At 66.7% G+C, this 26,323-nt stretch carries 25 protein-coding genes and 1 tRNA gene; 13 read left to right on the top strand and 13 right to left on the bottom strand.

Annotation, left to right across the window (positions count from 1 at the left end):
• Window positions 1-101 precede the first annotated feature (101 nt).
• Window positions 102-545 (top strand): YdeI/OmpD-associated family protein, encoded by a 444-nt coding sequence (locus V9L18_RS15465; RefSeq protein ID WP_337348054.1) that lies wholly within the window; start codon window positions 102-104, stop codon window positions 543-545.
• Here V9L18_RS15465 and V9L18_RS15460 read toward each other — a convergent pair.
• The 4 genes from V9L18_RS15460 to V9L18_RS15445 all read right to left on the bottom strand — a co-directional run bounded on the left by V9L18_RS15460 (window position 526) and on the right by V9L18_RS15445 (window position 3,137).
• A complete protein-coding gene (locus V9L18_RS15460; protein WP_443197960.1) occupies window positions 526-1,215 on the bottom strand; it encodes an HAD-IA family hydrolase in 690 nt (229 codons plus the stop codon). The two genes, V9L18_RS15465 and V9L18_RS15460, sit on opposite strands and share 20 nt — an antisense overlap.
• A 6-nt stretch (window positions 1,216-1,221) precedes the next feature.
• On the bottom strand, window positions 1,222-1,608 hold the full coding sequence (locus V9L18_RS15455) for a glyoxalase superfamily protein (protein ID WP_337348052.1): 387 nt from the start codon (window positions 1,606-1,608) through the stop codon (window positions 1,222-1,224).
• A gap of 94 nt (window positions 1,609-1,702) precedes the next feature.
• Complete coding sequence (gene upp / locus V9L18_RS15450) at window positions 1,703-2,338, bottom strand: uracil phosphoribosyltransferase (protein WP_078029912.1); 636 nt, start codon at window positions 2,336-2,338, stop codon at window positions 1,703-1,705.
• A gap of 43 nt (window positions 2,339-2,381) precedes the next feature.
• Window positions 2,382-3,137 (bottom strand): phosphatase PAP2 family protein, encoded by a 756-nt coding sequence (locus V9L18_RS15445; RefSeq protein ID WP_337348051.1) that lies wholly within the window; start codon window positions 3,135-3,137, stop codon window positions 2,382-2,384.
• A 67-nt stretch (window positions 3,138-3,204) separates the two neighbouring features.
• Between V9L18_RS15445 and V9L18_RS15440 the strand changes: the two genes are divergently transcribed.
• A complete protein-coding gene (locus V9L18_RS15440; protein ID WP_337348050.1) occupies window positions 3,205-3,711 on the top strand; it encodes a nucleoside deaminase in 507 nt (168 codons plus the stop codon).
• On the opposite strand, the gene V9L18_RS15435 is transcribed toward V9L18_RS15440, so the two are convergent.
• The 5 genes from V9L18_RS15435 to V9L18_RS15415 are packed head-to-tail and all read right to left on the bottom strand — an operon-like array spanning window position 3,708 to window position 9,501.
• Entirely contained in the window at window positions 3,708-4,955 is a 1,248-nt protein-coding gene (locus V9L18_RS15435; RefSeq protein ID WP_337348049.1) for a DNA glycosylase AlkZ-like family protein, read from the bottom strand. The two genes, V9L18_RS15440 and V9L18_RS15435, sit on opposite strands and share 4 nt — an antisense overlap.
• A gap of 43 nt (window positions 4,956-4,998) precedes the next feature.
• Complete coding sequence (locus V9L18_RS15430; protein WP_337348048.1) at window positions 4,999-6,078, bottom strand: glycosyltransferase family 4 protein; 1,080 nt, start codon at window positions 6,076-6,078, stop codon at window positions 4,999-5,001.
• A 5-nt stretch (window positions 6,079-6,083) separates the two neighbouring features.
• Window positions 6,084-6,479, bottom strand: coding sequence for a 6-pyruvoyl trahydropterin synthase family protein (locus V9L18_RS15425; protein WP_337348047.1), 396 nt, complete (start codon window positions 6,477-6,479; stop codon window positions 6,084-6,086).
• Window positions 6,480-6,488: 9 nt separating this feature from the next.
• Window positions 6,489-7,550 (bottom strand): zinc-dependent alcohol dehydrogenase, encoded by a 1,062-nt coding sequence (locus V9L18_RS15420; protein ID WP_337348046.1) that lies wholly within the window; start codon window positions 7,548-7,550, stop codon window positions 6,489-6,491.
• A gap of 13 nt (window positions 7,551-7,563) precedes the next feature.
• Window positions 7,564-9,501 carry an HNH endonuclease signature motif containing protein gene (locus V9L18_RS15415; protein WP_337348045.1) on the bottom strand — a complete coding sequence of 646 codons (1,938 nt, stop codon included), beginning with the start codon at window positions 9,499-9,501 and terminating at the stop codon, window positions 7,564-7,566.
• Between the two features lie 185 nt (window positions 9,502-9,686).
• On the opposite strand from V9L18_RS15415, the gene V9L18_RS15410 reads away from it, so the two are divergent.
• Window positions 9,687-9,776 (top strand) — tRNA-Ser (locus V9L18_RS15410).
• Window positions 9,777-9,893: 117 nt separating this feature from the next.
• Here the strand turns inward: V9L18_RS15410 and V9L18_RS15405 are convergent.
• Together V9L18_RS15405 and V9L18_RS15400 are read right to left on the bottom strand one after the other, a co-directional pair.
• Window positions 9,894-10,673: a type 1 glutamine amidotransferase domain-containing protein gene (locus tag V9L18_RS15405; RefSeq protein WP_337348044.1), complete on the bottom strand. Its 780-nt coding sequence runs from the start codon at window positions 10,671-10,673 to the stop codon at window positions 9,894-9,896.
• 171 nt (window positions 10,674-10,844) lie between these two features.
• Window positions 10,845-11,189: a hypothetical protein gene (locus tag V9L18_RS15400; protein WP_337348043.1), complete on the bottom strand. Its 345-nt coding sequence runs from the start codon at window positions 11,187-11,189 to the stop codon at window positions 10,845-10,847.
• Window positions 11,190-11,388: 199 nt separating this feature from the next.
• Between V9L18_RS15400 and V9L18_RS15395 the strand changes: the two genes are divergently transcribed.
• The 8 genes from V9L18_RS15395 to V9L18_RS15360 all read left to right on the top strand — a co-directional run bounded on the left by V9L18_RS15395 (window position 11,389) and on the right by V9L18_RS15360 (window position 22,776).
• The gene (locus V9L18_RS15395; protein WP_337348042.1) at window positions 11,389-11,607 is read left to right on the top strand and encodes a hypothetical protein; all 219 of its coding nucleotides are present in this window, start codon (window positions 11,389-11,391) and stop codon (window positions 11,605-11,607) included.
• Between the two features lie 138 nt (window positions 11,608-11,745).
• Window positions 11,746-12,849 carry an NAD(P)H-dependent flavin oxidoreductase gene (locus tag V9L18_RS15390; protein ID WP_337348041.1) on the top strand — a complete coding sequence of 368 codons (1,104 nt, stop codon included), beginning with the start codon at window positions 11,746-11,748 and terminating at the stop codon, window positions 12,847-12,849.
• Between the two features lie 66 nt (window positions 12,850-12,915).
• A complete protein-coding gene (locus V9L18_RS15385) occupies window positions 12,916-13,551 on the top strand; it encodes a hypothetical protein (RefSeq protein WP_337348040.1) in 636 nt (211 codons plus the stop codon).
• Window positions 13,552-13,638: 87 nt separating this feature from the next.
• Window positions 13,639-14,373: a YcnI family copper-binding membrane protein gene (locus V9L18_RS15380; RefSeq protein ID WP_337348039.1), complete on the top strand. Its 735-nt coding sequence runs from the start codon at window positions 13,639-13,641 to the stop codon at window positions 14,371-14,373.
• A 117-nt stretch (window positions 14,374-14,490) separates the two neighbouring features.
• Window positions 14,491-15,117, top strand: coding sequence for a DUF4232 domain-containing protein (locus V9L18_RS15375; RefSeq protein ID WP_337348038.1), 627 nt, complete (start codon window positions 14,491-14,493; stop codon window positions 15,115-15,117).
• Window positions 15,118-15,234: 117 nt separating this feature from the next.
• Window positions 15,235-16,746, top strand: a complete 1,512-nt coding sequence (locus V9L18_RS15370) for an FAD-dependent oxidoreductase (RefSeq protein WP_337348037.1) — start codon at window positions 15,235-15,237, stop codon at window positions 16,744-16,746.
• 101 nt (window positions 16,747-16,847) lie between these two features.
• Complete coding sequence (locus V9L18_RS15365) at window positions 16,848-21,944, top strand: ATP-dependent helicase (protein ID WP_337348036.1); 5,097 nt, start codon at window positions 16,848-16,850, stop codon at window positions 21,942-21,944.
• A complete protein-coding gene (locus tag V9L18_RS15360; protein WP_337348035.1) occupies window positions 21,937-22,776 on the top strand; it encodes an Fpg/Nei family DNA glycosylase in 840 nt (279 codons plus the stop codon). Before V9L18_RS15365 ends, V9L18_RS15360 begins: the two co-directional genes overlap by 8 nt.
• Here the strand turns inward: V9L18_RS15360 and yczE are convergent.
• Complete coding sequence (yczE, locus tag V9L18_RS15355; RefSeq protein ID WP_337348034.1) at window positions 22,773-23,456, bottom strand: membrane protein YczE; 684 nt, start codon at window positions 23,454-23,456, stop codon at window positions 22,773-22,775. The two genes, V9L18_RS15360 and yczE, sit on opposite strands and share 4 nt — an antisense overlap.
• A gap of 61 nt (window positions 23,457-23,517) precedes the next feature.
• Between yczE and yczR the strand changes: the two genes are divergently transcribed.
• Window positions 23,518-25,098 carry a MocR-like transcription factor YczR gene (gene yczR, locus V9L18_RS15350; RefSeq protein ID WP_337348033.1) on the top strand — a complete coding sequence of 527 codons (1,581 nt, stop codon included), beginning with the start codon at window positions 23,518-23,520 and terminating at the stop codon, window positions 25,096-25,098.
• Between the two features lie 54 nt (window positions 25,099-25,152).
• Here the strand turns inward: yczR and V9L18_RS15345 are convergent, their stop codons facing one another.
• Entirely contained in the window at window positions 25,153-25,656 is a 504-nt protein-coding gene (locus V9L18_RS15345; protein ID WP_337348032.1) for a DUF4188 domain-containing protein, read from the bottom strand.
• Window positions 25,657-25,735: 79 nt separating this feature from the next.
• Here V9L18_RS15345 and V9L18_RS15340 point away from each other — a divergent pair, with 79 nt between their 5' ends.
• Window positions 25,736-26,311 carry a TetR-like C-terminal domain-containing protein gene (locus V9L18_RS15340; protein WP_337348031.1) on the top strand — a complete coding sequence of 192 codons (576 nt, stop codon included), beginning with the start codon at window positions 25,736-25,738 and terminating at the stop codon, window positions 26,309-26,311.
• Window positions 26,312-26,323 lie beyond the last annotated feature (12 nt).

Below are 26,323 nucleotides of genomic sequence, written 5' to 3'. Positions count from 1 at the left end.
CAGGCCCTGAATCCCCCGGTTCAGGGCCTGCTGCTTTTTGGCGTTGTATGTTCGCGGGGGCCGGACTTCCCTGACCTGCGGCTCCGGGCCATACTGGGGCCATGAAATTCACCACGACTATCCTGGGCAGCGGCAACAAAGCTGGTATTGAGGTTCCGGAGGAGGTTGTGACTGCCCTGGGCGCAGGCAAGCGCCCGCCGGTAGTGGTAACCATCAACGGCAAGAGCTACCGGAGCAGCATCGCGGTGATGGGCGGGCAGAGCCTGGTTGGGGTGAGCACCGCCAACCGGGAATTCACCGGCGTAGAGGCTGGCGACACTGTTGAAGTGGATCTGGAACTCGACACGCAGCCCCGGATCATTGAAGTCCCGGATGACCTGGCCGCAGCCATGGCCGCCGAACCGGATGCCCAGGCGTTCTATGCCACCCTGAACTACAGCGCGCAGCGACGTTATGTGGAGCCGCTCGGGGATGCCAAAACGGAGGAAACCAGGGCGAGGCGGATCGCGAAGGTCGTAGCCGACCTCAAAGCCGGAAAGAAATAATCCGCCGACCTGCGGCGTCCGTTTCCACCGAGGCCGTGACCGCGGTGTAATCCGGGATATGGAGCACTCCCGCCGGTAATTCGCCCGTGTTTGGGCCCACCGCCACGGTCCGGATGCCCGCAGCCACTCCGGCCGCGATTCCAGCCGGGGCATCCTCAAAGACCACGGCATCCTCCGGCTCCACGCCCAGCAAACCGGCAGCGGTCAGGTAGCCTTCCGGATGCGGCTTGCCGCGCGTCACGAGGTCAGCCGTCACGGCAACGGCAGGCATGGCCAGTCCAGCGGCATCCATGCGGATGTCAGCCAGGATCCGGTCCGCCGACGTCACCAGGGCCACGGCCTCCGCGGGCAGGCTCCGGAGCAGTTCGGAGGCACCGGGCAGCGCAACGATGCCGGCAGTCCGCACCCGTTCCATGGCACCAAGTTCTGCAGTGAGCGCAACGATGTCGGCACCGGCAGGCGCGAACCGGCGCACGGTATCGCCTGCCTGGACGCCGTGGGAGGTGCGCAGGATCTCGGCGATGTCCAGGCCGTAGCGGGCGGCGAACTCGCCCCACACCTGCTCCACGACCGCTGTGGAGTCCACCAGCGTGCCGTCCATGTCAAAGAGGACGGCGCGGCAGGTCAGTGTTCGTGTGGCGGCAGGAATGGGCAGGGTCATGAACCCCATTTTGCCTTACGTATTGCTTGAGGCGCCGCGCCCCGGGATGTACTGCACGGCCCACTTGTTCCCGTCCGGGTCCGCAAAGTACACGAAATGTCCCCAGTCCTGGATGTCGATATCACTCACGTCCACGCCGTTGCCCTTGAGGTGGTCATGGGCGGCTTGGATGTCATCGACGACGATTTGCAGGTTTGGTGCGCTGCCCGGAGGGGCATCGGTGAGCCCTTCGCCGATGCTGATCGAGCAGGCCGAGCCGGGCGGCGTCAGTTGGACGAAGCGGATGGAATCGCTGGGCCGCTCGTCGAAATCCGCGTTGAACCCCACTTTGTTGACATAGAAGTCCTTGGCGCGGTCGACGTCGGAGACGGGTACAAAAACGAGTTCAAGTTTCCAGTCCATCCGCACAGGCTAACGGGCCGATGCTGAATCCGGAACCCCGTAACCCCTGGCCAGAGCTGTCCGGCCGCTGAGGGGTCCTCTCGCCCCGCCCGGGCTATCCCGCGATCCCGTAAAGGCGGTCGCCGGCGTCGCCCAGTCCGGGGACGATGTACGACTTCTCGTTGAGCTTTTCGTCGATGGACGCCAGGACGATGGTCACGTTGGCGTCGGACAGTTCCTCCTCCAGCTTGGCCAGCCCTTCAGGGGCGGCCAGCAGGCAGATGCAGGTGACGTCGGAGGCTCCGCGCTTGAACAGGAATTTAATGGCTTCGCGGAGGGTGCCGCCGGTGGCAAGCATGGGGTCCAGGACGAAGATCTGCCGGTCGGTGAGGTTCTCGGGGAGGCGTTCGGCGTACGTGATGATGTCCAGGGTTTCCTCGTCCCGGGCCATGCCCAGGAAACCCACCTCAGCGGTGGGGACCAGCTTGGTCATGCCTTCAAGCATCCCCAGGCCGGCGCGCAGGATGGGAACCACCAAGGGCGTGGGCTTGGTGAAGGCTGTGCCCACCGTGGTGCTCACGGGTGTCTCGATGGTCACCGGCTGGGTGCGGACATCGCGGGTGGCCTCGTAAGCCAGGAGCGTCACCAGCTCTTCCGTCAACTGCCGGAAGACGGGGGACGGGGTGTTTTTGTCCCTCAGGACAGTGAGCTTATGGGCGACCAGCGGGTGGTCCACAACGAGAGTGCGCATGCGTCAAAACTACCATCCGGGCATGGCGCCCCCGGGCCGGGAATCAGCTCGTGTGATCGTCCCGGAGGACGGGGTGCTCGAACGTTGGCGCCGGGCCCACGTGCTCGTGTTTGCGGGTCAGATGGAACAGCCGGTGGGCCAGGATCACCATGCCCACCCAGGCCAGGCCCAGGAACCACCCGGCCATCACGTCCGTCAGCCAGTGATGGCCCAGGAACACCCGGCTCAGGCCCATCGCGATGATAAAAACCGCCCCGGCAGTGATGGCTGTGATCCGCGCCCAAAGGATCTCGAATTGCAGGCACATGATGTACACCAGGACGCCGATCACCACGGTGGTGTTGAGGGTATGGCCGCTGGGGAATGACGGCGAGGTCTCGTACGGCGGGACGGCTTCGGCGTGGTCCGGGCGGGTACGTCCCACCAGCCGTTTGCCGATAGTGGTTGCGAACGTGGAAACGGCCGCAGCTCCGCCCACCAGGATAATGGGCCGCCAGGTCCTGCTCAGGAAGGTAAGCCAGGCTGTGAGGATGCTGGCCAGGATGGGCATGCCGATGCCGCCGCCGATGTTGGTGAAGGCCGTTACCCCTGCGTCGAGTTCCGGGCTACGCAGGTTCTGTGCCAGTTCCAGCGCGGGCAGGTCCAGGGATGCCAGGCCTTGGTCGTCCACGACGTCGTCGTACACCTCGGCTCCCAGCAGTGCCATGATGACGACCAACGCGCCGCCCACCAACAACGTGATCCACAGCGCGGCATACGGCTTGAACCATTGGCCCAGGCGTTCCCTCAGGGTGTCCATGTCCACGGTGCCTCCCCGGCGTCGATGCTTTGCAAGGCTGGATATCCCTCGAAACTATCATTGAGCCATGGTCGCCGCAGAAAAAACCCACCACGAGTGGATGGGTCTTGCCTTGGACGAAGCCCGGCGCGCGCTTGCTACTGAGGATGTGCCCATCGGTGCCGTGGTGATAGGGCCCGACGGCGCGGTGCTCGGGGCCGGCCGGAACCAGCGGGAGGAACTGGGAGACCCCACTGCCCACGCGGAGGTGGTGGCCATCCGGGAAGCTGCCGAACGGTTGCGTGCGCGCTCGAAGCTGGGCGGGGGCACTGGGGACGGCTGGAGGCTGGAGGACTGCACGCTTGTGGTCACGCTGGAGCCGTGCGCCATGTGCGCCGGCGCCGTGGTGCTGGCAAGGATTCCGCGGGTGGTATTTGGCGCTTGGGATGAGAAGGCCGGCGCGGCAGGCTCAGTCTTTGACGTTCTCCGCGAGCGCCGCCTCAACCATTGGGTGGAGGTGTACGGCGGTGTCAGGGAAGAGGAATGCGGCGTACTTCTCCGGGATTTCTTCGCCGCGCACCGGAGCCGCGCCTAGGCGTCCAGGCCTGCGGCGTCCAGGGCGTCGATCCGGTCCTGGCGGGAGGCAGGCGAGTCGAGGCTGAAGGAGCGGAAATCGCCCAGTTCATCCCGGATCCAGGCCTCAACTTCGGCGATGCGCTGGGTCGCCGCCGGTGTGGGGCCGTCAAAGAGCCAGTACGCGATCCGCGCCTTTCCGGGATCGTATTGCCACAATCCGATGATCCGGCCGCGGTCAAGGATGGGGTGGTCGGGGAGGTCGGCCTGAAGCGCCAGGGTGGAGCCGAGTAGTTGCTTGTCCTTATCCTGTTCGGCAATCATGTCCGCGGAGTTCCGCCGGAGCAGCACGAGGGAGTCTGTGCCTGCGAGCAATTGGATCTGTTCCTCCGCCGGTGCGTCGAAAGCAGCGAGGCGTTCGACGTCGTCGGGCAGCATCCACAGCACCTCGCCGTCCGCCGCAGGAACCTCCACAGCTCCGACGGCTGCGAGCCCTGCCTTCGTGTGCGCCATCGTGAACCCCGTGAACCATTGCGACTGTTTAAATGTGGCGCCGCCGGTCCATTCGAGATAGCGCTCCAGGAGGAGGGCGCGGGCTTCGTCGTCGTTCATGGAGGTGGGCGGTAAGCCCCACAGCGTGTAGGCGTACCTTTGCTGATCGAGGCGTCCGTTGACCGGCACCCGCCGGATCCTGCCGTCCGCCTGCAGGAGGCCCAGGGCCGTGGGCAGGGTGGTTGCGGCGCCCTTCTTTTTGCCTTCTTCACCGAGGTTCCTGACCGAATCTCCCAGCAGATCCTTGAGCTGTTTGGGATCCAAAGGGCCTCCGGCCTCGGCCAGCGCGTGAAGGATCTGCTCCTCCAAAAGTGTGATTTCGCCGCGCTCGACACCCATCCTGGCGAGGACGCGAAAGGGTGCAACCGCGGCGTCCCTACCGATTTGGAGACCCCAGCCGAAGTCCTCGTGGCCCAGGACATAAGTGCAACCGCGGGCGGCGGGCAGCTCGTGGATCTTCAGGGAGAGGACGTCGGCGTCAGCCTGTTCGCGGCTGGTTCCGGCGCGGGCAAAGAGAGTGAGGTAGGGGTTGGCACCGCCCACGGAGCGCGCCCAGCCTGCCGTGGCTAACACGTCGGAGGCTTCCGCGCCCAGGAGTGTGCCATCGAGGCCTTGTCTGTGCCAGGCCCAGGCGCGCAACAATTCAGGAGTGAGCAGTTCCGGTGCCGGGGCTTGCGGGCTGAGGCTGGCGGCGGAGGACACGTGCGTGGTCATGCCTCATTGTGCACCGCTGGTACCAGCTGCGATAGGCGTTTTGTCAGCGGATCCGCTCGAGGTACTCAATCACGATGCGGGCGGTGGCGTCCCATTGGGGCAACCTGTCCCGGGCGGCCAGGGCCTCGGCGCGCCACCTGCTGCGGAGCCCAGGTTCCGCCAGCCAACGCCGGATCACGGCCGAGAGCATGGCCGGATGGCTGGTGTCTGGACCGGGAAGCTCGACGGCTGTTCCAGGCAGGGCGCGAGCTTCATTTCCGGGTTTCCCGTTCCGTTTGGAGGCCAGGCCCAGCGCCTCGACAGCGCCGGTCCCCTCCCGAACGATAACCGGAATCCCATGCGCCAGGGATTCAGTGACCACGAGCCCGAACGTTTCAGCCCGCGACACCAGCAGGCTGAGGTCTGCGCGATTCCATTCGTTTTCCAGTGTCTGCCCGGCGAGCTGACCGGTTAACCGCACCCGCTCTTCCATTCCTTGGGAGGCAATGGCGGTCCTGACCAGCGCTGCATAGCCGGGGTCGGCGTCGTCCGCTCCCACCAGGGAGGCCGTCCAGGCGAGGTCTTGGAGCCCGGCGAGTGCGGCCACGGTCAACAACTGGTCCTTATTGGGGAGAAGCGCCGCCACCGCAACGATGTGGGGCGGGTCGGAACCAGCTGCCACTGGGGCGGCGTCGGTCCCCGGGAGGGCCACCCGGCTGGAGGCGATCCCGTATCTGTCTTTGATGGCGTCCGCAGCCCACGAACTGGTGCAGATGACGCCGGAAGCCGCGCGCAGAGCCCGCTGTTCGCCGTCCGCATGGCTGATCGAGGGCATATGCAGCAGGACGAAAACGTGCTGGCCGGCCGCGGCGGCGTATTCGATTTCATCGGGCACGCCGCAGGCGACGAGGCCGTCCACAATGCTGATCGTGGCCGCCTCGATTTCCGTTTTTGGCTCCCAAGCGCCCACAAGGCTGCCCAGCCGGCGCCGTTCCTTGGCGCTGGAGTCCGGCCAGGAACCGTCCACGGCCAGGATTTCGACGTCGACGCCTTGGGCCCTCATGGCATCGGCGAGCTTCGCGTTGTAGACATTGCCGCCCGAATTGTGGTGGATATTGGCGGGGACAAGGAACCGGACGTCCACGGAAGTCAGTCGGTCAGGTCCAGCGAGTACGTGGCCCAGGCATCCGGGTTTTCACGCAAGGTGACGTCGATTCCCGTGAGTTCACGGCCGTCGTCGCTGTCTTTAAGCTTCTTGGCAGCGGCCTGGGCGATGTATTCGGCGAGTGCTTCGGTGGTGGTGAGCTTGCCCTCGAAGTCCGGGTGCTCGTCCAGGTTGCGATAGTTGAGGCCGGCCAGCACGTCCTCGATCATGCCGCCGGCAGCCCCGATGTCCAGGACAATTGCGTCCTTGTTCAGTGCACGACGGCGGAACGCCACCTCGGCCACGAAGGTTGCCCCGTGAAGTGCCTGGGCAGGCCCGAAGGCCTCACGGGGAAGGCTGTGGGCGATCATAAAGTGGCGGCGGACGGTCAGGCTGAACACTGGCTACCTCTAGTCTTTGGGGCTGGTTTTGGCAGGGCTGGTTGCTGCGGGGCTGGTTGCTGCGGGGTCAGGGCTGGCGGCGTTGGGGTATTCGATCACGTGGCAGAGGGCTTCGAGGGTCCCGTCGGCCAGGTCCTGGACCACCGCCGGAAGGTCCGTGAACGGAGAGGCGCCGGTGAGGAACACGTCAAAGACCGGATCCTTAAGGAGAGATACGGCGAGGTCCAGCCGGTCTGCGTTGGTGCGCCGGTGCCTGCGGGCCCTGGCCACAACGCCCACTTGGCTGGCACGGATGGAGAGCCGACGGGCGTGGAAGTCCTCGCCGAGTGGCAAGGTGACCTCGCGGTTGGCGTACCAGGACATTTCGATGACGTCCCCCTCGTCGCCCGTTAGCTGCAGGCTGCGCTCCAGGCCCTCTTGGGAGGCGGAGCAGTGGAAGACGATGTCGCAGTCCGGCTTCGCATCGTCGGGGTGGGCGAAATCCACTCCGAGCCAGTCTGCAAGTTTCCGGCGCTCCGGATCGAGGTCCACCAACTGAAGGCGGGAAAGCGGGAAGCTTCGCAACAACGTGGCCACCATGCCGCCCACCAGGCCGGACCCCACCACGGCGATCCGGTCCCCCATTCGTGGGCCGGCCTCCCAGAGGGCATTAAGGGCGGTTTCCACGGTTCCGGTGAGCACCGCACGGCGGGCGGGAACGCCGTCGGGGATTCTTGTGAGATCGGCAATGGCACTCACGTAGCGGTCCTGGTGGGGGTTGAGGCAGAAGACCATCTGGCCCAGCCAGTCTTCGGGCCCCTGTTCAACAATGCCGACGGAGAGGTAGCCGAACTTCACGGGAGAAGGAAACGAGCCCTCTTGATGTGGGGCGCGCATCTCCTGGGCCACTCGCGGTGGAACCGAACCTTTATGCACGACAATTTCGGTGCCCTTGCTGATGCCGGAGTAAAGGGTGCGGACCAGGGCTTCGCCTGGCCGCGGCGCGGGCAAGTCCTCGCACCGGAGCTCGCCGTGCTGCGGTCCCGTGGTCCAATAGGCGGTTGCCTGCGCTGCTTTGTCTGAATTAGTCATCTTGCTTATGAATCTAGTCCCCGGGACGCGCGCGGCGAAAGCCACCCGCCGCCAAGGGGCCCTTGGGCTCCTGAAACAGGGCCCACTCCGGCAGCGGATCTTCAGGAAAATCATCAGGCAGGATACCTTCGGGGGCAGTTGACGCCCGTTTCTGATCGTCGGGCTCGTAATTGTGCACGGCGGGGCTATGTTCTTGGTCCGGGAACTGGGCAAGGATCTGCGCAGGTAGCCAGGGTGGTTCCCAGTCTTGGTGTTCGCTTTGGTAGTGGCGGCCGGTGGGTGAGGTCCAGCCCGGTGGTTTGTCGATGCTCGCTTCGGTGGGTGTCCAGGCGGTGGTGTGTTTCAGCCGGTGATGTTTGGGGCAGGGCTGTCCGAGATTGCTGATGCCGGTGGTGCCGCCGTCGGCCCAGGCCAGGAGGTGGTCTGCTTCATTGTCCAGGGACTGGTTCGAGCAGCCGGGGAACGGGCATTTGCCGTCCCGGAGCCTCAGCCATTGGCGCATCGCGGCGGGAATCCGGTAGCTTTGGCGGCCGATCTCCAGCGGTGCCCCGTTCCGGGGGTCGGTCAGGACGCGGTGGAACGAGTCGGCGCCGTCGGCGACCAGGTTGCGGGCCATCGAGGCGGGGATCGGCCCGTACCCGTCGAGGGTGGCTGGTTCGTCGGTGAGGCCCATCAGGGCGAACACCGGCACCGTCACGAGGACCTGAGCCGCGGGCGAGGGGACCCGGCCCGTCATCAAGTCGTTGCCCGGCAGGACGTCGCTGCCCGCCACGGCTTCGTTGCCCGCCGCGGTCCCGGTGGTTTCGACACGGCCCGCCACGGATTCGTTGCCCGCCGCGGTCCCGGTGGCCAGGACGCTTCCAGCGTCGCCATGGCTGTCGGGGGAACTACCAGCGGTAAGGTCGGGGCCCGCGGGGCAGCCTGCCGAGACGTCGCGGTCCGGGGCGCGGCTGCCTGCGGCGGTCCGGCGGTCCGGGGTGCTGCCTGCCGTGGTGGTGTAGCCGCTTTTGCCCGCCCCGACATCATTGGTGCTGGGGCTGCCGGCTGCTGTGTCTGTGCTGCCCTCGGCCGGGCTGGCCGTGGTGCCGGTGAAGCCGGCGCTGAGGAGCAGTTGGGCGGCGATGTCGGCGCGGAGCTGGGTCATGGTGCGGGTCTCGGCCGGGCCCTGGAGGGTGCGGGCGGCGGCGGTGATGCCGTTCCAGATCCCGGCTGCCCGGTCCGCGGGCAGGTAGGCCGAAAGCCAGGCCATGCCGTCCCGGTCCGGGACGTACTCCAGCCGCCGGTCCAACACACTCCTGGCATGGCGCTTTTCAATACTCACCGGATGGTGCCGTTCCCGCCATGCCCTGGCCTTGTGCCGGAACCGGGACGGGACCAGCTCCCCGGCCGGGCACTCCCGCGCCCGGTCCGACACGTCCGGGCCCAGGAAACGGGCCTCCAACGCCGCCGCCCCGGCCGCATCCAGCCCGGTAGTTTCATCGACCATAACCCGCGCGTGCTGCCACGACACGTCCCCGGCCTGCAGCGCGGCCAGCGTCAGCGGCAAGGCAGTGGTCAGCTCATGGGCCTGCGCCAACAGCGCAGAGGCCGAGCGTTCACTCACCGTCAGCGCACACGCGACCTCGGACACCACACCCATCTCCTGGGCCGTGTGCTCCCCAGGGCTCCTGACCGGGCCGTCCAAGGCCGCAGCCTTCCCCGCATACGCGGCGGCCAGGCGCACCCTGAACGCCGCCACCATCGCGTCCACCCGGACCGAACCGCCCAGCCCGTCCAAGCAAGCATCCGCCTGCCCCCGCAAAGGATCACCACCCCCGGAACCCATCCCGGAATCCATCTGGGAACCCATCCCGGAACCCCGGCCACCCAGCCCCCGGCGCACATAAGCAGCAAACTCGGCAGCAGCAGCCTCGAAGGCCTCCACCGCCTCCTCAACACCCGGGATCCCCATACCCCCATCATCCAGCGACCCGCCAACAAAAACAGCACAGCACATCACCTATGTGGATAACTCAACGCGTACCCTAGCAGCCAAGGGTGACCAATGCCGGGAATCCTGGATGGTTCGCTCCTGCTCGGGCCGGAACCTATGCCGTTTTGGGGATGCACGGCAGGCTCCGGTAACCTATTCAGGTTGGTGACGTGTCCGAGCGGCCGAAGGTGCAACACTCGAAATGTTGTTTGGTGTAAAAGCCAACGTGGGTTCAAATCCCACCGTCACCGCCACGTAGCAAAACCCCTGCTTCCCTTAGATGATAAGGAAAGCAGGGGTTTTGCTTTTACACCTGGACAACGGATCTCGGCCCGACTGATTTCGTCACTGACGAAGGCCACCTGCGGGCGTTAGTGTTCGGTGCCTGCCGCAGCAGCCTTCCTGGCGTTCTTCTCGGCGTCCTTCTCGGCGCGCAGAGCCTCGGTCTCATGCTGTTCCTCGGCCTTTTCCTGGTGAATGACCTCTGCGAAAAGCTTCTCCATCTCCTTGGCCACGCCAGCGGCCGAGGCCGGGTTCTGGCCAGTCACCAGCCGCTCGTCAACCACGACCTTCTCCTCAAAGACGTCAGCGAAGACGTGGGTGGCGCCTTGCTCTTCAAGCCGGTCGGCCAAGAAGAACGGGATGACCTTGTCCTTCCCTGCGGCAACCTCCTCGTCGTTGGTGAAGGCAGCAACCCTGCGGCCTTCGACGAGGCGAAGCCCGTTTTTCAGTTCAACGTTAAGCAGTCCGGCCGGTCCGTGGCAGACCGCTCCCACCAAGCCGCCGGCGTTGTAGACGCTGGCCACCAGATTTTGCAAGCCTTCGCTGTCCGGGAAGTCCCACATGGTGCCGTGGCCGCCCACTAGGAAGACGGCGTCGTATTGGTCGGGATCTACAACGTCAACGCGTGCAGTGTTATAGAGACCGGCGCGTGTGGTCTCATCCTCCGTGAAGGCCACCTGGATGGGATCTTTTGAGTCCACTTCGTCGCGCGGGGGCTGGCCGCCCTTGATGGACGCAAAGTCGACGAAATGCCCGGAATCTTTGAAGACCTTCCAGGGATGTGCAGCTTCGGCCACGTTGTAGCCGGTCTTCTCTCCGGTATCGCCGATCTCGGAAACGCTGGTCAGTACCATGAGGATTTTCTTCATTAAGTGTTCCTTTCGTCTCACTTCCACCCTACGCCCCGGCCCATGTGCGGCTTTCCCTTCCCGTCCACAGGGGTTCAAGCCGCCGCCACATGAACAGGCCCCTACTCCCCTGCGAACGCAGGAAAGTAGGGGCCTCGTGCTTGACCGGGTTCGGCCCGGTAGCCGTGCGGGCTAGAGCTTGTCCGTCTTGTCCTCACCCTTATGGCTGCCACTGCGCAGGTTCTCCTGGACCTTGCCGAAGAGGTCCTTGATGGTGGTCTCGGCGCTGGAAATGGGATCCAACTGGAGGTAGACGTTGTGGGTGAGCGGAAGATCGTACTCGTCCTTCAGGTGCGTTCCGCCTGCCACCCCGTCCAGGGACAGGTAAACCATCGCCTCTGTTCTGGCGATCCCTGCGATCTTGCCAAAGACGACCGTGAACTCGTTTGACTGAAAGCTGACGGTGTGGCCGATGTGGGTGCGGTCCAATTCACCAGCGGGAACTGCCTTCTCAGATTGGCTTCCGGTGTAGTCCATCACATTCTCCTCAAGGTCGCTCCAACATCTACGCCAGCAGTCTAGCCCTGCCCCAAGTTGCGGTATATAGCCAACTGGAGGCCTGCACAAACACCGGTAGCGAGGCTGGTTACTTCCTCCATTGAGCCTGCAGGACCCTTCGGGTTGTATGAACTGGACCCGCTAATTTGCCGGGCACGCAAAGACTAAAGGAACAACCGTGACTTCAAGGACGAATCGCGTCAAAGCCCCGGGAATTTGGGAGGACGTCCAGGTAGGAGACTATGTGGTGCTCACCCGGAACGGCCACACCGAGTACTCCGGCGAGGTCGACACCAAGACAATGGACGGTGAAACGGTCTGGGTCAAGACGCCCGTAGGTGGCCGGAGGCTCTTCCATGTCAGCGACGGCTTCGAACTCACTGGTCGTCAGCCGTGACCGACCCCTGCCCCGACGACTGCCCCTACTGCTCCGGCCCGGAAACGGACTGACTCCCGCGGCCCGTAAGTTGGGGCGCGGTCAGCAGCACTGCCACACTGGGTCCTGAAGCCGCCCGCGACCTCAAGGAGCCACGCCATGACGCCCGCCTACGCCACACCCGCCCAGCCACACCGCATCACGGAACTGTTCGGCACGGACGTTCCGGTGGTCCTCGGCCCTTTCGGCGGCGTCTCTTCCGTGGCGCTGACGGCAGCCGTGAGCGACGGCGGCGGGCTGGGTTCCTATGGCCTGTACGGCTACGGCGCGGATGCCATCCGCACTACTACGGCTGAGCTGAGGAAGGCCACCGCTAAGCCATTTGCCCTAAACCTCTGGGTCCCCACGGGCGACGAAGTCACCGATCTCTCCCAAAAGGACTTCAACAATTACGTCGAAACCCTTCGGCCTTACTTCGACGAAGTAGGGCTGCCCGTTCCGGCAATGCCGGACCGCTACCTGGCCGACTACGACGAGCAGGTGGAGGCCACGCTGGAGGCGGCGCCCGCCGTCGTGAGTTTTGTGTTTGGGGTTCCCGCTCCGGACCTTGTCGAGGAGGCTCACCGGCGTGGAATCGTGGTAGTAGGCACGGCCACGACCGTTGCTGAGGCCGTTGCCCTGGAGGCTGGCGGCGTGGACGCCGTAGTGGCCAGCGGCATGGAGTCCGGCGGCCACCGGGTTTCTTTCCTCAAGCCCGCAGAGGAGTCCCTCATCGGCACGTTCGCCCTGGTTCCCCAGGTGAGGGACGCCGTCGGAATCCCCGTGATCGCCGCCGGCGGCATCGCTGACCGCCGCGGCTACGCTGCCGCACTGGCCCTCGGCGCCGACGCCGTCCAAGTTGGCTCGGCCTTCCTGGCCACTCGGGAATCGGCTGCCGTGCCGGCGTATCGTGCCGTGTTGCACAGCCCTACGGCCGGGGAAACCGTGCTCACCCGGGCCCTCAGCGGGCGACTGGCCCGCGGCATCCCGAACCGCATCATCGCCGAACTCTCCGCGTCCGGCGCAATAGCCCCCTTCCCGGTCCAGAACTGGCTCACCGGCCGCTTCCGGCCGCAAGCAGCGGCCCAGGGCAACACGGAGCTGATGTCATTGTGGGCGGGCCAGGCCGCCTCACTGATCCGCCACGACACTGCGGCGGACGTCCTGGCAGAGCTCCTCGCTGGCAGCCCGGTCTCCGCAGAAGGCGCCCCGAACCACCGGTAGAATCGGAAAGCCCACGCCTTCACGCGCAGCGGCAGCCAGAATGTCACCAAAACCGAGGGAGGCCCCGTGCGTACGCACCATGCCCGGACTCCCTTCCATCTCCTCCGCGCCGCCGCCGTCTCCGCGGGAATCCTGACGCTCGCTGCCGGGGCCCACGTCCTGGGCGGCGGAGACCTCCCCGCACCGGGAATCCTGCTGGCGGTGCTGGCACTGACCGGGCTCGCGGCCACCACGGCCACCCGGTTCAAGCTCAATGGGGCCGCAATGATCGCGCTGCTTGGTGCCGGACAGCTCGCCCTCCACGAAATCTTCACAGCCTTCAGCGCCCCCGGCCTTTCCGACGGCGCCCTTGCCACCGAACCGGGCGCGGCCGACATCCATCACGCTTCCGGCGCAGCTGCCCCCATTGTCGGATCCACCACCCACCTTCATGGAACGGATTCCGCCGAAGGAACGCTGATGCTCCTTGCCCACGTGGTGGCCACGGCAGCCTGCGCCCTGCTCCTCGCCAAAGGCGAGGACGCCCTGTGGGGCTTAGCCGCGTGGCTCAGGCCGCTGGTCCGGCTTCCGGAGGCAATAACGCCCGACGCCGGTGCGGCACCGGCGGTGCCCGGCCCGCCGCCGGTTTGCCCGGACCCTCCCTGGCGGAACCTCAGGCAAGACAGCCGACGCGGGCCGCCTTCCGCCGTCGTGCTTTCCTGACTCTGCCCGCACCGGACCACAGGTGACGGGCCTCAACCCGTAATTCCGCACGCCCGATTCCGGCGCGTGCGTCCGAAAGGCAACCCCATGAACACTTCCACCATTCGCCGTACCCTCATCACTGCTGCCGGCACCGCGGCGCTCCTGCTGGCGGCCGCAGGCGGCGCGTCGGCGCACGTCGGAGTCACCCCGGACAAGACAGCCGCAAACTCGTACGCCCTCCTGACGTTCGGCATCCCGCACGGCTGCGAAGAATCAGGCACCACCAAGGTAGCCATCACCCTGCCCGCCGAACTCAACGACGCCCAGCCCACGGTGAACCCCAACTGGACCGTCGAAAAGGTGACCGAACAGCTGGCGGAACCCAGGAAACTGGCCGACGGCACATCCATCACCAAGCGCACCAGCCAGATCGTCTACACCGCCAAGGCGCCCCTCGCCCATGATCTGCGCGACGCCCTGGTGCTATCCATGAAACTGCCCGACGCGGCAGGCACCACGCTCTATTTCCCCACCCTGCAGACCTGCGAAATTGGCCAGACGGACTGGTCGGAAATCGCCAAGGACGGCCAGGACCCGCACTCGCTGAAGGCTCCGGCGCCATCCATCACCATCACGGCGGCGGCCGGCACTGATAACCACAGCGCTGCCGCAACCGCGGCGCACTCCACCGAGCAGGCCTCAGCAGTGACGGACAGCGGCGCCGAGGCACGCAGCTGGGCCGGCCTGGCAGCGGGCGTGGGTGGACTGGCGCTCGGCGGTATTGCACTCGCCCGCAGCGGCGCGAAGCGCAAGCAGGAAGGTGCGACGCCCGGTCAGTAACGGGCAGCTCCTAAACCCGGCGATTTGATGCCCGGATCATCACGATCCGGGCATCAAATTGGCACAGCCCCGCATTGCATCATTGACTCCTGTCACACCAGCCACAATGGTTGTGCCATGAGGTCTCTACTTTTGTCACAGGGGTTCGTCATCACGACGGCGGCTGCCGCAGCGGCACTGCTGCTCACCGCCTGCGGTCCAAGCCAGCCGCAGACGCAGGCAAGCACGGAACCCGGCTCTTCCTCCGCCAGCCCCACCACGTCCTCAGCCGCACCCAGCACAACTGCATCGCCGCCGTCGTCAGCCACCCCCACGGCGGCAGGGCCCGCGCTGTGCAAGGCTGCCACCCTGTCCGCCGCCAACGATTCCACGGGAGGTGGGGCGGCCGGCAGCGTCTACATGACGCTCACCCTGACCAACACCGGCGCCGAATCATGCCTGCTCAAGGGTTTCCCCGGTGTCTCCCTCACGGCCGACGCCAACGGAGCCCCTATCGGGGCGCCCGCAACACGCGACGAGACCACCCCTGCGGTGGACGTCCTGCTTGCCCCCGGCCAAAGCGGGGCGGCCGTTTTGCGCTACACGCAGGCGGGCAACTTCCCGGACTGCACCATGGTGCCTGCCGCCGGATACCGGATTTACCCGCCCGAAGACACTGCGTCCCTATTCCTGGCCCAGCCAACGCAGGCCTGCAGCAACGCCACGGTTGGTTTGCTGGCCATCGGGGCTTTCCAGGCTGCCTAAGGAACCCCATCTCCCGGCATCATAAGTACACTTATCATATTGGGGGTCCTGCCTGTGGCGGGATCCCGTCAGTGGCTGCGTTGAACGGCCAGCACAGCGGAGGCAGGGTGGGCTCAGATGACGTCGATTTGGTTGGACCGCAAAGGATCCTTCAGTCCTGACCCCTTCCAGGCTGGCAGCGCATACGACACCGTGGTCGCCGGGGCCGGGCTGACGGGACTCGTCACCGCGTTATTGCTCGCCAGGTCCGGCCAGCGGGTCCTCGTGCTGGAGGCCCGATACCCCGGCGCGGTGACCACAGGCAATACCACGGCCAAGGTCAGCCTCCTCCAGGGAACAGTGTTGTCCGGGCTGGCCCGCCAATATTCGGCAAAGCAGGTCCAGGCCTATGTGGACGCCAACCGGGAGGGGCAGGCCTGGCTGTTGCGTTACCTTCAGGAGCAGGGCGTGCCCTTCCAGCCCCGGGACGCCTACACCTACGCCACCACGGGCGACGGGCTGGAACGGCTCCGCGAGGAACTCACCGCCGGGACCACCGCAGGCCTGGAGATTGATTACACGGGCGACGCCGGCCTTCCCTTCCCGGTGCAAGGCGCCTTGAAGCTGGCAGGCCAAGCCCAGATCAATCCCATGGACGCCCTGGACGCCCTCATGGCGGACCTCCGCAGCCGTGGCGGAACGATTGTGGGCGGCGTGCGGCTGCGGGATGTCTCCGGGAACGGCCCACTGACAGTCCGGACGGACCGGGGCAACATCACATCCAACCATGTGGTGCTCGCTACCGGAATCCCCGTGCTGGACCGCGGCCTCTACTTCACCAAGCTCAAGCCGCTCCGTTCCTACGCCGCGGCCCTGGAACTGCCCGCGGAACTGGCGCCCCCACCGGGAATGTACCTTTCGGCCGAGGAACCTACGCATTCGCTGCGCGACTATGAAACGGATGGACGCAGGTACCTGCTGGTGGGCGGACATGGCCATCACGTGGGGCGGACAGCTTCGGAGAAGGCGCACCTGGACGGGCTGCTGGATTGGGCTGGCACCTACTTCCCCGGTGCCACAGCCACCCACACCTGGTCAGCCCAGGATTACCAGGCCACCAACCTCATGCCCTTCTTTGGGACACTGCCGCGGGGACGGGGGCGGATCCTTTTCGGCACGGGCTACAACAAGTGGGGCATGACCAATGCCGTGGCCGCGGCCCTGGGCATTTCCGCCGACATCCTGGGCGGCCAGCTCCCCTGGGCGGACACCATCCACCACCGGGTCACGTCCCCGGTCGGTGCGCTCACGGCGGTCAAGCTCAACGCCCAAGTGGCCGTGAAGCTGGCTTCCGGATGGGGCAAGGTGGCGGCTGAGGATCGCAAGGCACCACGGCATGCTGCCGCTGCAACCCCGGCCGACGGCGAAGGGAAGGTCTACCGCGATGGCGCCCGTCCGGTGGCAGTATCCACTGTGGACGGAACCACGTGCAGGCTCTCTGCGGTCTGCACCCATCTCGGCGGAATAGTCACCTGGAATGACAGCGAACTGACCTGGGACTGCCCGCTGCACGGCTCCCGGTTCAGCAGCGACGGACACCTCCTCGAAGGCCCGGCCACAAAGGATCTCCCACGGGCAGATAAGGGTTGACCGCGCCGGAGGGAGGGGCCGGAGCCAGCGATCCGTGCCCTGGAATTCCCTGGCCGGCCGGGGCCGGCGGTCCTGTCGGTGGGGTAGGGCATGATGGAGGCATGCAGGAGAACCAGCCGCCTGAAACCGGTGCACACGCCGTTTCAGACGCCCCCATGGGCAGGTTCAGCCGCCCCACCCGGGACTGGTTCCTGGGCGCCTTTTCGGAGCCGACTCCCGCCCAGATTGGCGCCTGGAACGCCATCTCCTCCGGCTCGCACGCCCTCGTGGTGGCGCCCACCGGGTCAGGCAAGACCCTCGCGGCCTTCCTGTGGGCCCTGGACCGCCTGCTGTCCTCGGCCCCGGAGCCTGCTCCGGAATTGCCCGGCATCGAAGCGCCTCCAGGAAAGGGTAGGCGTCCCCGGGCTCCCAAGCGTAAAACCCGGGTCCTGTATATCTCGCCCCTGAAAGCCCTGGGCGTCGACGTCGAACGGAACCTCCGCTCACCCCTGATCGGCATTACGCAGACGGCCAAGCGGCTGGAGCTGCCTGCCCCGCTGATCACTGTGGGGGTCAGGTCCGGGGACACCACGACGGCGGACCGCCGCGCGCTGCTCAGCAACCCGCCGGACATCCTCATCACCACGCCCGAATCGCTGTTCCTGATGCTGACGTCAAGGGCCCGCGAAACGTTGACCGAAGTGGACACCATCATCGTTGACGAGGTCCACGCCGTCGCAGGCACCAAGAGGGGGGCGCACCTGGCCGTTTCGCTGGAACGGCTCGATGCCCTGCTGCCCAAACCGGCCCAGCGCATCGGACTTTCGGCCACGGTTGAGCCCCGCGAGCTGGTGGCCCAGTTCCTAGCCGGGTCCGCACCGGTAGAGATCGTGGCGCCGCCATCGCGCAAGAACTGGGACCTCACTGTTTCCGTTCCGGTGGAAGACATGTCCGACCTCCAGGGTGCTGCGGGAGCCTTCGACTCCGGCCCGGCTTCCGGGCTCCAGCCGCAGGCCTCCATCTGGCCACATGTGGAGGAAAAAATCGTTGACCTGGTGCTGGCCAACCAGTCCACCATCGTCTTCGCCAACTCCCGCCGCCTTGCCGAGCGCCTCACAGCGCGGCTGAACGAGATCTATGCCGAGCGGCAACTCGTGGCCGTGGGCGGCGGTTGGGGGGACGTTGAGCCCGGGGCTGCAACGGACGGGCCTGCGGGTGTTCCGGCGTCAGCTGTACCGGTGTCCACGGCAACACCCGCCAACATGATGGCGCAGGCCGGCAGCACCGCCGGAGCCGATCCTGTGCTGGCCCGCGCCCACCACGGCTCCGTCTCCAAGGACCAGCGTGCCCTGATCGAGGACGACCTCAAGTCCGGCCGGCTGCGGTGCGTCGTTGCCACCTCGTCCCTGGAGCTCGGCATCGACATGGGAGCCGTGGACCTCGTGGTGCAGGTGGAATCCCCGCCCTCCGTGGCCAGCGGCCTGCAAAGGGTAGGCCGGGCCGGTCACCAGGTGGGCGAAGTCTCCCAGGGTGTGCTCTTCCCCAAGCACCGGGCAGACCTTGTCCACACCGCCATCACCGTTGAGAGGATGCTCGGGGGAAAGATCGAGCGGCTCTTTGTCCCGGCCAATCCCTTGGACATCCTGGCGCAGCAGACTGTTGCAGCCACTGCCTTGGGCAGCATCGATGTGGAGGAGTGGTTCTCCACGGTCCGGCGGTCCGCGCCCTTCGCCTCCCTCCCCCGTTCCGCCTTTGAGGCCACGTTGGATCTCCTGGCCGGCCGTTATCCGTCCGACGAATTCGCGGAGCTCCGCCCCCGGATCATCTGGGACCGCAACGCCGGCACCATCGAAGGCAGGCCGGGCGCCCAACGGCTAGCCGTCACCTCGGGCGGCACCATCCCTGACCGCGGCCTGTTCGGCGTCTACATCATCGGCACCGAGGTTGAAGGTTCGGCTTCCCCCTCAGGTGACGGCAAGGCGGCCACACCCTCCCAGGCCAAGGGCGGCCGCCGCGTGGGCGAACTCGACGAGGAGATGGTGTACGAATCCAGGGTGGGCGACATCTTTGCCCTCGGCGCCACGAGCTGGAAGATCGAGGACATCACCCACGACCGCGTCCTCGTATCGCCAGCCTTCGGCCAGCCCGGCAAACTCCCCTTCTGGAAGGGTGACTCGCTGGGCAGGCCCGTGGACCTGGGCCGCGCGCTGGGCGCCTTCGTGCGGGAACTGTCCGCGGCCGACGTCGGGCCTGCCACCGAACGCTGCCAGGCCAGCGGCCTGGATGAATTCGCCGCGAACAACCTGATCCAGTATCTGGCAGAGCAGAAGCTCGCCACTGACGTGGTTCCCAACGACACCACCTTGGTAGTGGAGCGGTTCCATGATGAACTCGGCGACTGGCGTGTGATCCTGCACAGCCCGTTCGGCATGCCAGTGCACGCTCCATGGGCGCTCGCCGTCGGGCAGCGCCTCCACCAGCGGTATGGCGTGGACGGCTCCGCAATGGCCGCCGATGACGGCATTGTGCTGCGCGTCCCGATGATGGAGGACGAGCCGCCCGGAGCTGAGCTTTTCCTTTTTGACCCCGAGGAACTGGAACAGATTGTCACCGCCGAGGTGGGCGGCAGCGCCCTGTTCGCCTCGCGCTTCCGCGAGTGCGCCGCTCGCGCCTTGCTGCTCCCCCGCCAAACTCCGGGCAAGCGGCAGCCCCTATGGCAGCAGCGCCAGCGGTCCGCACAGCTCCTGGACGTGGCCCGAAAGTACCCCACGTTCCCCATCGTGCTGGAAACGGTCCGCGAGTGCCTGCAGGACGTGTACGACCTCCCTGCACTGAAAGACATTGCGGCGTCCATCGAACGACGCGAACTGCGGATTGTGCAGACCACCACCCAGCAGCCGTCGCCCTTCGCGAAGTCCCTGCTCTTCGGGTACGTGGCGCAGTTCCTGTATGAGGGCGACTCCCCGCTGGCCGAACGCCGTGCCGCCGCCCTGGCACTGGACTCGACGCTCCTGAACGAGCTGCTGGGCCGGGTGGAACTCCGTGAGCTGCTCGATGCCAAAGTCATCGAGGCCACCGAGCTTGAACTGCAGCGCCTGGCCCCGGACCGCCGTGCCCGCGGGCTGGAAGGCGTTGCCGACCTCCTAAGGCTCCTTGGTCCGCTGGCCATCGAAGAGGTCGCGGCGCGGCTGGAACCGGCCACAGTGCCCGATTCCACCCCCGTGGCTGAACCTGCTCCGGTGGGTGGACCCGCCGAAACCCCGCACGCCGACGCCGCCCTTGCAACTTCCCACCTGGCCGCACTGCAGCGGGCCAACCGTGCCATCAAAATCAATATCGGCGGAGTGGAGCGGTTCGCCGCCGTCGAGGACGCTGCACGCCTGCGGGATGCGATCGGTGTCCCGCTGCCGATGGGCGTGCCGTTGGCCTTCATCGAGCCCGTGGCGGATCCCCTCGGCGATCTTGTGTCCCGGTATGCCCGGACCCACGGCCCCTTCACGGCATCCGAGGCAGCGGCACGGCTGGGCCTTGGCGTCGCCGTTGTCAGCACGGCACTGAAGCGCCTCGCCGCGGACGGCCGTGTGGTGGAAGGCGAGTTCCGGCCCCATGCCACACCGGGCCGGGAAACCCCACCCATTGAAGGTCCCCTGGACGTAGCCTCCGCGGACCTCGTGGACCCGGATGCCAGCCACTCCGATCCGGCGGTGCAGAACCCCACACCGCTGCCAGAATCCCCGCAAGTGCACGTGTCCCCGCCCACCAGCGAATGGTGCGACGCCGAGGTGCTCCGGAAGCTGCGGCGCCGGTCGCTGGCGGCACTGCGCGCAGAAGTGGAGCCGGTAGATGCCGCCGCCTACGGGCGGTTCCTGCCCGCGTGGCAGCACGTCAGGACGCCAGGCGCCGGCCGCGGACAGCCTTCCCTGCGCGGGCTGGACGGAATCATTACCGCTATCGACCAGCTGTCCGGGGTTCCGGTCCCGGCATCGGCCTGGGAGCCGCTTGTGCTGGCCAGCCGGGTCTCCAACTACCAGCCCGCCATGCTGGACGAGCTGATGGCCGCCGGGGAAGTCCTCTGGTCCGGCGCCGGCGGGCTTCCCGGGAACGACGGCTGGATCAGCCTGCACCTGGCAGATTCGGCCGAACTGACGCTGAACCCCGCCGTCGAATATGAGCCCGGCGACGCGCAACAACGGCTGCTGGACTACCTCCGGAACAACGGCGGCGGCTACTTCTTCCGCCAGTTGACGGAGGTTGCCGGGGGCATGGACGCAGTGTTGAGCGACCAGGACGTGGTGTCAGCTCTGTGGGACCTCGCGTGGGCCGGGCGGATCACCGGCGACACCTTCGCGCCGGTCCGGGCCCTCATCGCCGGGGGCCACACGGCCCACCGCCAGGTTTCGAAGGCACCACGGCTGCGGGCTCCAAGAATGAGCCGGCTGGGCCGCTCCCACGGCACGGGCCTCTTAGGTTCCCCCGGCCTGGGCTCCTCGGGCTTGGGCGGCGGGCGCTACGGCACAGCGTCCGGAGCCGCGGCCACACCGCCAATGGCAGCCGGACGCTGGTCCGCCCTGCCCTCACCAGAACTGGACCCCACCATCCATGCCCGTGCCACCGCTGAGCTCCTGCTGGACAGGTACGGCGTTGTCACCCGGGGCTCGGTTATGGCCGAGCAGATCCTGGGCGGTTTCGGCCTGATGTACAAGGTCCTGGCCCGGCTGGAAGAGGCTGGGCGTTGCCGCCGCGGGTACTTCATCGAACATCTCGGGGCTGCCCAGTTCGCGGTTCCGGCAACGGTGGACAGGCTGCGCTCCTATTCCGAGGACACCCAGATTGTGAAGCCCGAGCCCATCGCCCTGGCGCTTGCGGCCACCGATCCGGCCAACCCTTATGGGGCTGCCCTGCCCTGGCCCGCCCTCAACGAGGAGGCCGGAACCGGCCACCGGCCCGGACGGAAGGCGGGTGCACTGGTGGTGCTCGTTGACGGCGCGCTGGTCCTTTACGTTGAACGGGGAGGCAAAACACTGCTGGCCTTCAGCGACCACGAACCCGTGCTGTCCGCTGCCGGCTCGGCGCTGGTGGGTGTGGTCACGCGCGGCGCCGTGGACAAGCTCATCATGGAAAAAGTGAACGGCCATGGCATTTTGGACACCCCGGTGGCAGCAGCCCTGGCCGCGGCCGGGGCATACTCCACCCCCAAGGGGCTGAGGATCCGTGCCTGAGGGCGACTCCGTCTGGCGGGCTGCCCACCAGCTGCACCAAGCCCTGGCCGGGCAGACGCTCACCGCGTCGGACTTCCGCGTCCCCCGGTTCGCCACCCTCAACCTCGCAGGCTGGACCGTGGCAGAGGTGGTCCCCCGAGGCAAGCATCTCCTGATGCGCGTAGTGGGGCCGGAGAATCGGAAACTCACCATCCACTCGCACCTGAAAATGGAAGGCAGCTGGCAGGTCTATCCGCCGGGAGGACGCTGGCGGAAGCCGGGTTTCACCGCCCGGTGCGTACTCCGCACGGCCGCGGCAGACGCTGTCGGATTTTCCCTGGGCATCGTGGAGGTGGTCAAGACGGCGGAGGAGGACACCATCGTGGGCCATCTGGGTCCGGACCTGCTGGGTCCGGACTGGGACCCAGCCGAGGCGGAACGGCGGATCCGCGCGGCACCCGAGGTGCCCATCGGCGTCGCCCTGCTGGACCAGCGCAACCTGGCAGGCATCGGAAACATCTACCGCTGCGAGGCGTGCTTCCTGTCCGGCGTGCACCCGGCGTCGCCGGTATCGGCCGTGGCGGACCTCCGGACCCTGATGACGGACGCCAAACAGCTGCTGGAAGCCAACCTGGGTCCGGGCCGCCGGGTAACCATCCTGAATCCGCGCGGCATGCCAGTGGGACGGATGGCGGGCCGGCCAGGCTACTGGGTTTACGGGCGCGAACACCAGCCGTGCCTCAAGTGCCGGACCCCCATCCGGCGCGACGCGCTCGGCAAACCCAACGGCGAAGAGGAACGGGACATTTATTACTGTCCACAGTGCCAGCCGGTCCTGGCTAACGGTTCCTAGGCGTTCCGGGCCAGCGGTTCAGCACCAGCGGGGTCGACGGCGGCCAGTGGACCGGCAGGCAGCTCACTGGCCCCGGGCTCGGGGACAAGTGCCGGTGGAATAGCCGCTGGCACCATAAACCACGGGAGCAGCAGCTGCACCAGCGGTCCGATGGCGAGGGCGTAGACCACTGTGCCCACCCCCACGGAACCGCCCAGTAGCCAGCCAACTGCGAGCACCACAACCTCAATCAGGGTGCGCGAGACCCGAACCGACCAGCCGGTGCGCCGTGCCAGGCCTGTCATCAGGCCGTCCCTGGCCCCTGGACCGAACCGGGCACCGATGTAGCAGGCGGACGCGATGCCGTTCAGCAGCACGGCGCCTGCCAGCAGGCCGATCTGGCCACCCAGATGCGAGAACGTTGGGATCAGGGCCAAGCCAACGTCCGCGAAAACGCCCACCAGCACGGCGTTGCAGAGCGTGCCGAAGCCCGGCCACTGCCGCAGCGGGATCCAGAGGAGCAGCACCAGGAAACTGACAATGATGACCACTACACCAATGCTCAGTCCGGTCCTGCCGGCAACGCCCTGATGGAACACATCCCACGGGTCCAGGCCAAGGCCGGCGCGGATGAACATGGCCAGGGATATGCCGTACATGGCAAGGCCGACAAAGAGCTGGAGGAGTCTGCGGGTCAACATAACGACAACTGTGACAGCTAACTGGCATTGAAACATATAGCCAGTTTGAGATACTGGCATCATGTCCCCTTCGCTGAACCCGTCTGCACTGGCCCGTCTCCTGGGCGAGTGGAACCTCGGTGCCGCACCTGCCTACCGCGAACTGGCCGACGTCGTGCGCCTCCTGGTCCTTGACGGCAGGGTGGCCCTTGACACCGCCCTGCCCAGCGAGCGCGGGCTCTCTGAGGCATTGGGCGTCAGCCGGACCACTGTGACAGCGGCGTATGCCCACCTCCGCGAGCAGGGTTTTCTCAGCAGCGGGCAAGGCAGCAGGGGCCGGACCCGAATTCCCCGCCTGACGCCGCTCGGCACGACGGTGCTCAGTCCGGGCGTGACAGGCACAGGGCGGAGCGCCGGAACTGTTTCTCCGCGAGTCGCGACAGCTGGTCTCGCGGCAGCCGGACTCGCTGCCCCCGGGCTGGCGGCACCGGAAGGCCTGATCGACCTCGCCTACGCATCGCTGCCCGCCAGCGGCGAGGTGGTGCACCGCGCGTTCGCAGCAGCACTCACGGAACTTCCCGCGCTGCTGCCAGGATTCGGGTATGACGCCATGGGCCTGCTCCCTTTGCGCGAGGCCGTGGCCGCCCGCTACTCCGCTGCCGGCGCGCCGACCACCGCCGAACAGATCTTGGTGACGTCGGGCGCCCAGCACGCCCTGAACATCATCATCCGCGCGCTGGCGGGCAGGCAGGACAGGGTACTGGTGGAACATCCCAGCTATCCGAACGCCCTCGATGCTATCCGTGCGGCCGGCTGCCGGGCCGTTCCAGTGGCCTTCACCACGGCCCACGGCGCCAAGACTGACAAGGCCGACGGCGGTCCCCCCGCCTTGGTGTGGGACATGCACGCACTGCAGGCCACCATGATGCAGCAGCGCCCGAAGGTCGCGTACGTGGTGCCGGACTTCCATAACCCCACGGGTCAGCTGATGCCCGATCTCCAGCGCCGCCAACTGGTCCGGGCAGCCGCAGCCGCGGGAACGGTGCTGGTGGTGGACGAAACCCTCCGGGAACTGAACCTCGACGGCGCGGAGACCACTCCCGTGGCAGCCTTTAGTCCCGAGGTGGTCACCATCGGCTCGCTCAGCAAGTCCCACTGGGGAGGCCTCCGTACGGGCTGGATCCGCGCCTCAGAAGCCATGATCCAACGCTTTGCAGCGGCAAGGACATCCCTGGATTTGGGTGGACCGGTCATGGAACAGTTGGCGGCGGCCCACCTGGTCCGCGCCCTCGAGGAACCACTCCCCTCACGGCTGACCGCCCTCCGGGACAACCGCGCAGCCCTCCTGGAACTCCTCGCAGGGCACCTCCCGGAGTGGGAAACGGGGCGCCCGGCCGGCGGACTGTCCGTCTGGTGCCGGCTCCCCGCACCGTTCAGCACCGCTCTGACGGTGATTGCCCCCGACTTCGGCATCCGGCTGGCCGCAGGGCCCCGGTTCGGAATTGGCGGCGCCTTCGAACGGTACCTCCGTGTTCCGTTTACCTTGCCACCGGAGCAACTGGAGATCGCAGTCCTGGCCCTGCGCTCGGCCCAGGAAAGGCTCGACGCGGCCCCGCAGCTTCGCCGGACCCTCAAGAACGCTCCGGCCGTGGCCATCGCCTGACGGTCAGCTCTCGAAGGACCCGGCGCCCTTTCTGGTCAGGGGCCGCTTTCCGGGTCAGGTGGCGCTGGCGCCGCGGCCGGCGGTCCGGCCCATCCGCTGCTTTGCGGTGTTTGTTCCGGCCCCGACCGGGACATGCGCGGTGGCCTTGGCGAGGCCAAACAGCGGCATGCCGTTGTAGACGACCTCAATTCCGCCGGCAGGCACCTGGTAGGTCTCATGCCAGACGCCCACGTCCCCGGTACCGGCGAGTTCTTTCATAAATCTGCGCCAGGGCTCCAGGTGCGGGGATTCTCGGTCGGCGGCGAACTTCCGCAGGTGCTCCGGGCTCTCCCAGTAACTGAGCAGCATGGTGGTGCGGCCGAACCATTGCTCATATCCCAGCATTCCTGCCGCCGGGTCCGCAGCCAGGTGCTGGAGCATCCTGGGCATGGCGGCAGCCACCTTGCCGACGGTTCCGACCTTCCACCACCTGTTTGCCCTCATCCCGATCAAGAAGACCGTCACGGATTCACGTTCCGGGTCAGCGGTGTAGCGGCCCGGAAATACTTTCTGCGCCATGGGAACTCCTTGGGTCCAGGGCTTCATAACCTTGTTTCATAACAACGTTACGAAACAAGGTTATGAAACAATGAACCTCATGGCAAGACCTGTAGTGCACACCGATTCCCTACGGCAGGAGCTGTTGGCCGTCACCGCCGACCTGGTGGACCGTGACGGCCCTGCGCGGGTGACGCTGCGCGATGTGGCAGCGGCTGCCCGTACCTCCACCACGGCCGTCTATTCGCTGTTCGGCGGAAAATCCCAACTCCTGACCGCCGTCGTGGACGACGGATTCCGTTCATTCCATGACTCACAAGTGGCAGCCTCCCCGGGTGGACTGCAGGGACTTGGCGTGGCCTACCGGACCTGGGCGCTGGAGCACCAGGCCCTCTACCGGCTGATGTTCGGTGGCGCCTTGGCTGCGTACGTCGACTGCCAGCCCAGTCCTGATGTAGCCGCCGATGCCATGCTGCCCCTGATCAACGCCGTCGCCACAGCCCAGACGGCTGGAACCCTGCTGCCGGCACCCGCGGAGATGGTCGCCGTCGCTATCTGGGGGCAGGTCCATGGCCTGGTGAGCCTGGAACTGGCGCAGGTGGGGCCGCCGGACGCGGACTGGGCCGCAGTGTACAGCTCGGCCCTGGACGCCATCGCCCGCGGTTGGGCCGCCTAACGCCCTGAATTC

The sequence above is a fragment of the Pseudarthrobacter sp. CCNWLW217 genome, from assembly GCF_037203985.1.
Classification (GTDB): Bacteria; Actinomycetota; Actinomycetes; order Actinomycetales; family Micrococcaceae; genus Arthrobacter.
This window is presented reverse-complemented; position numbering and strand designations above follow the sequence as displayed.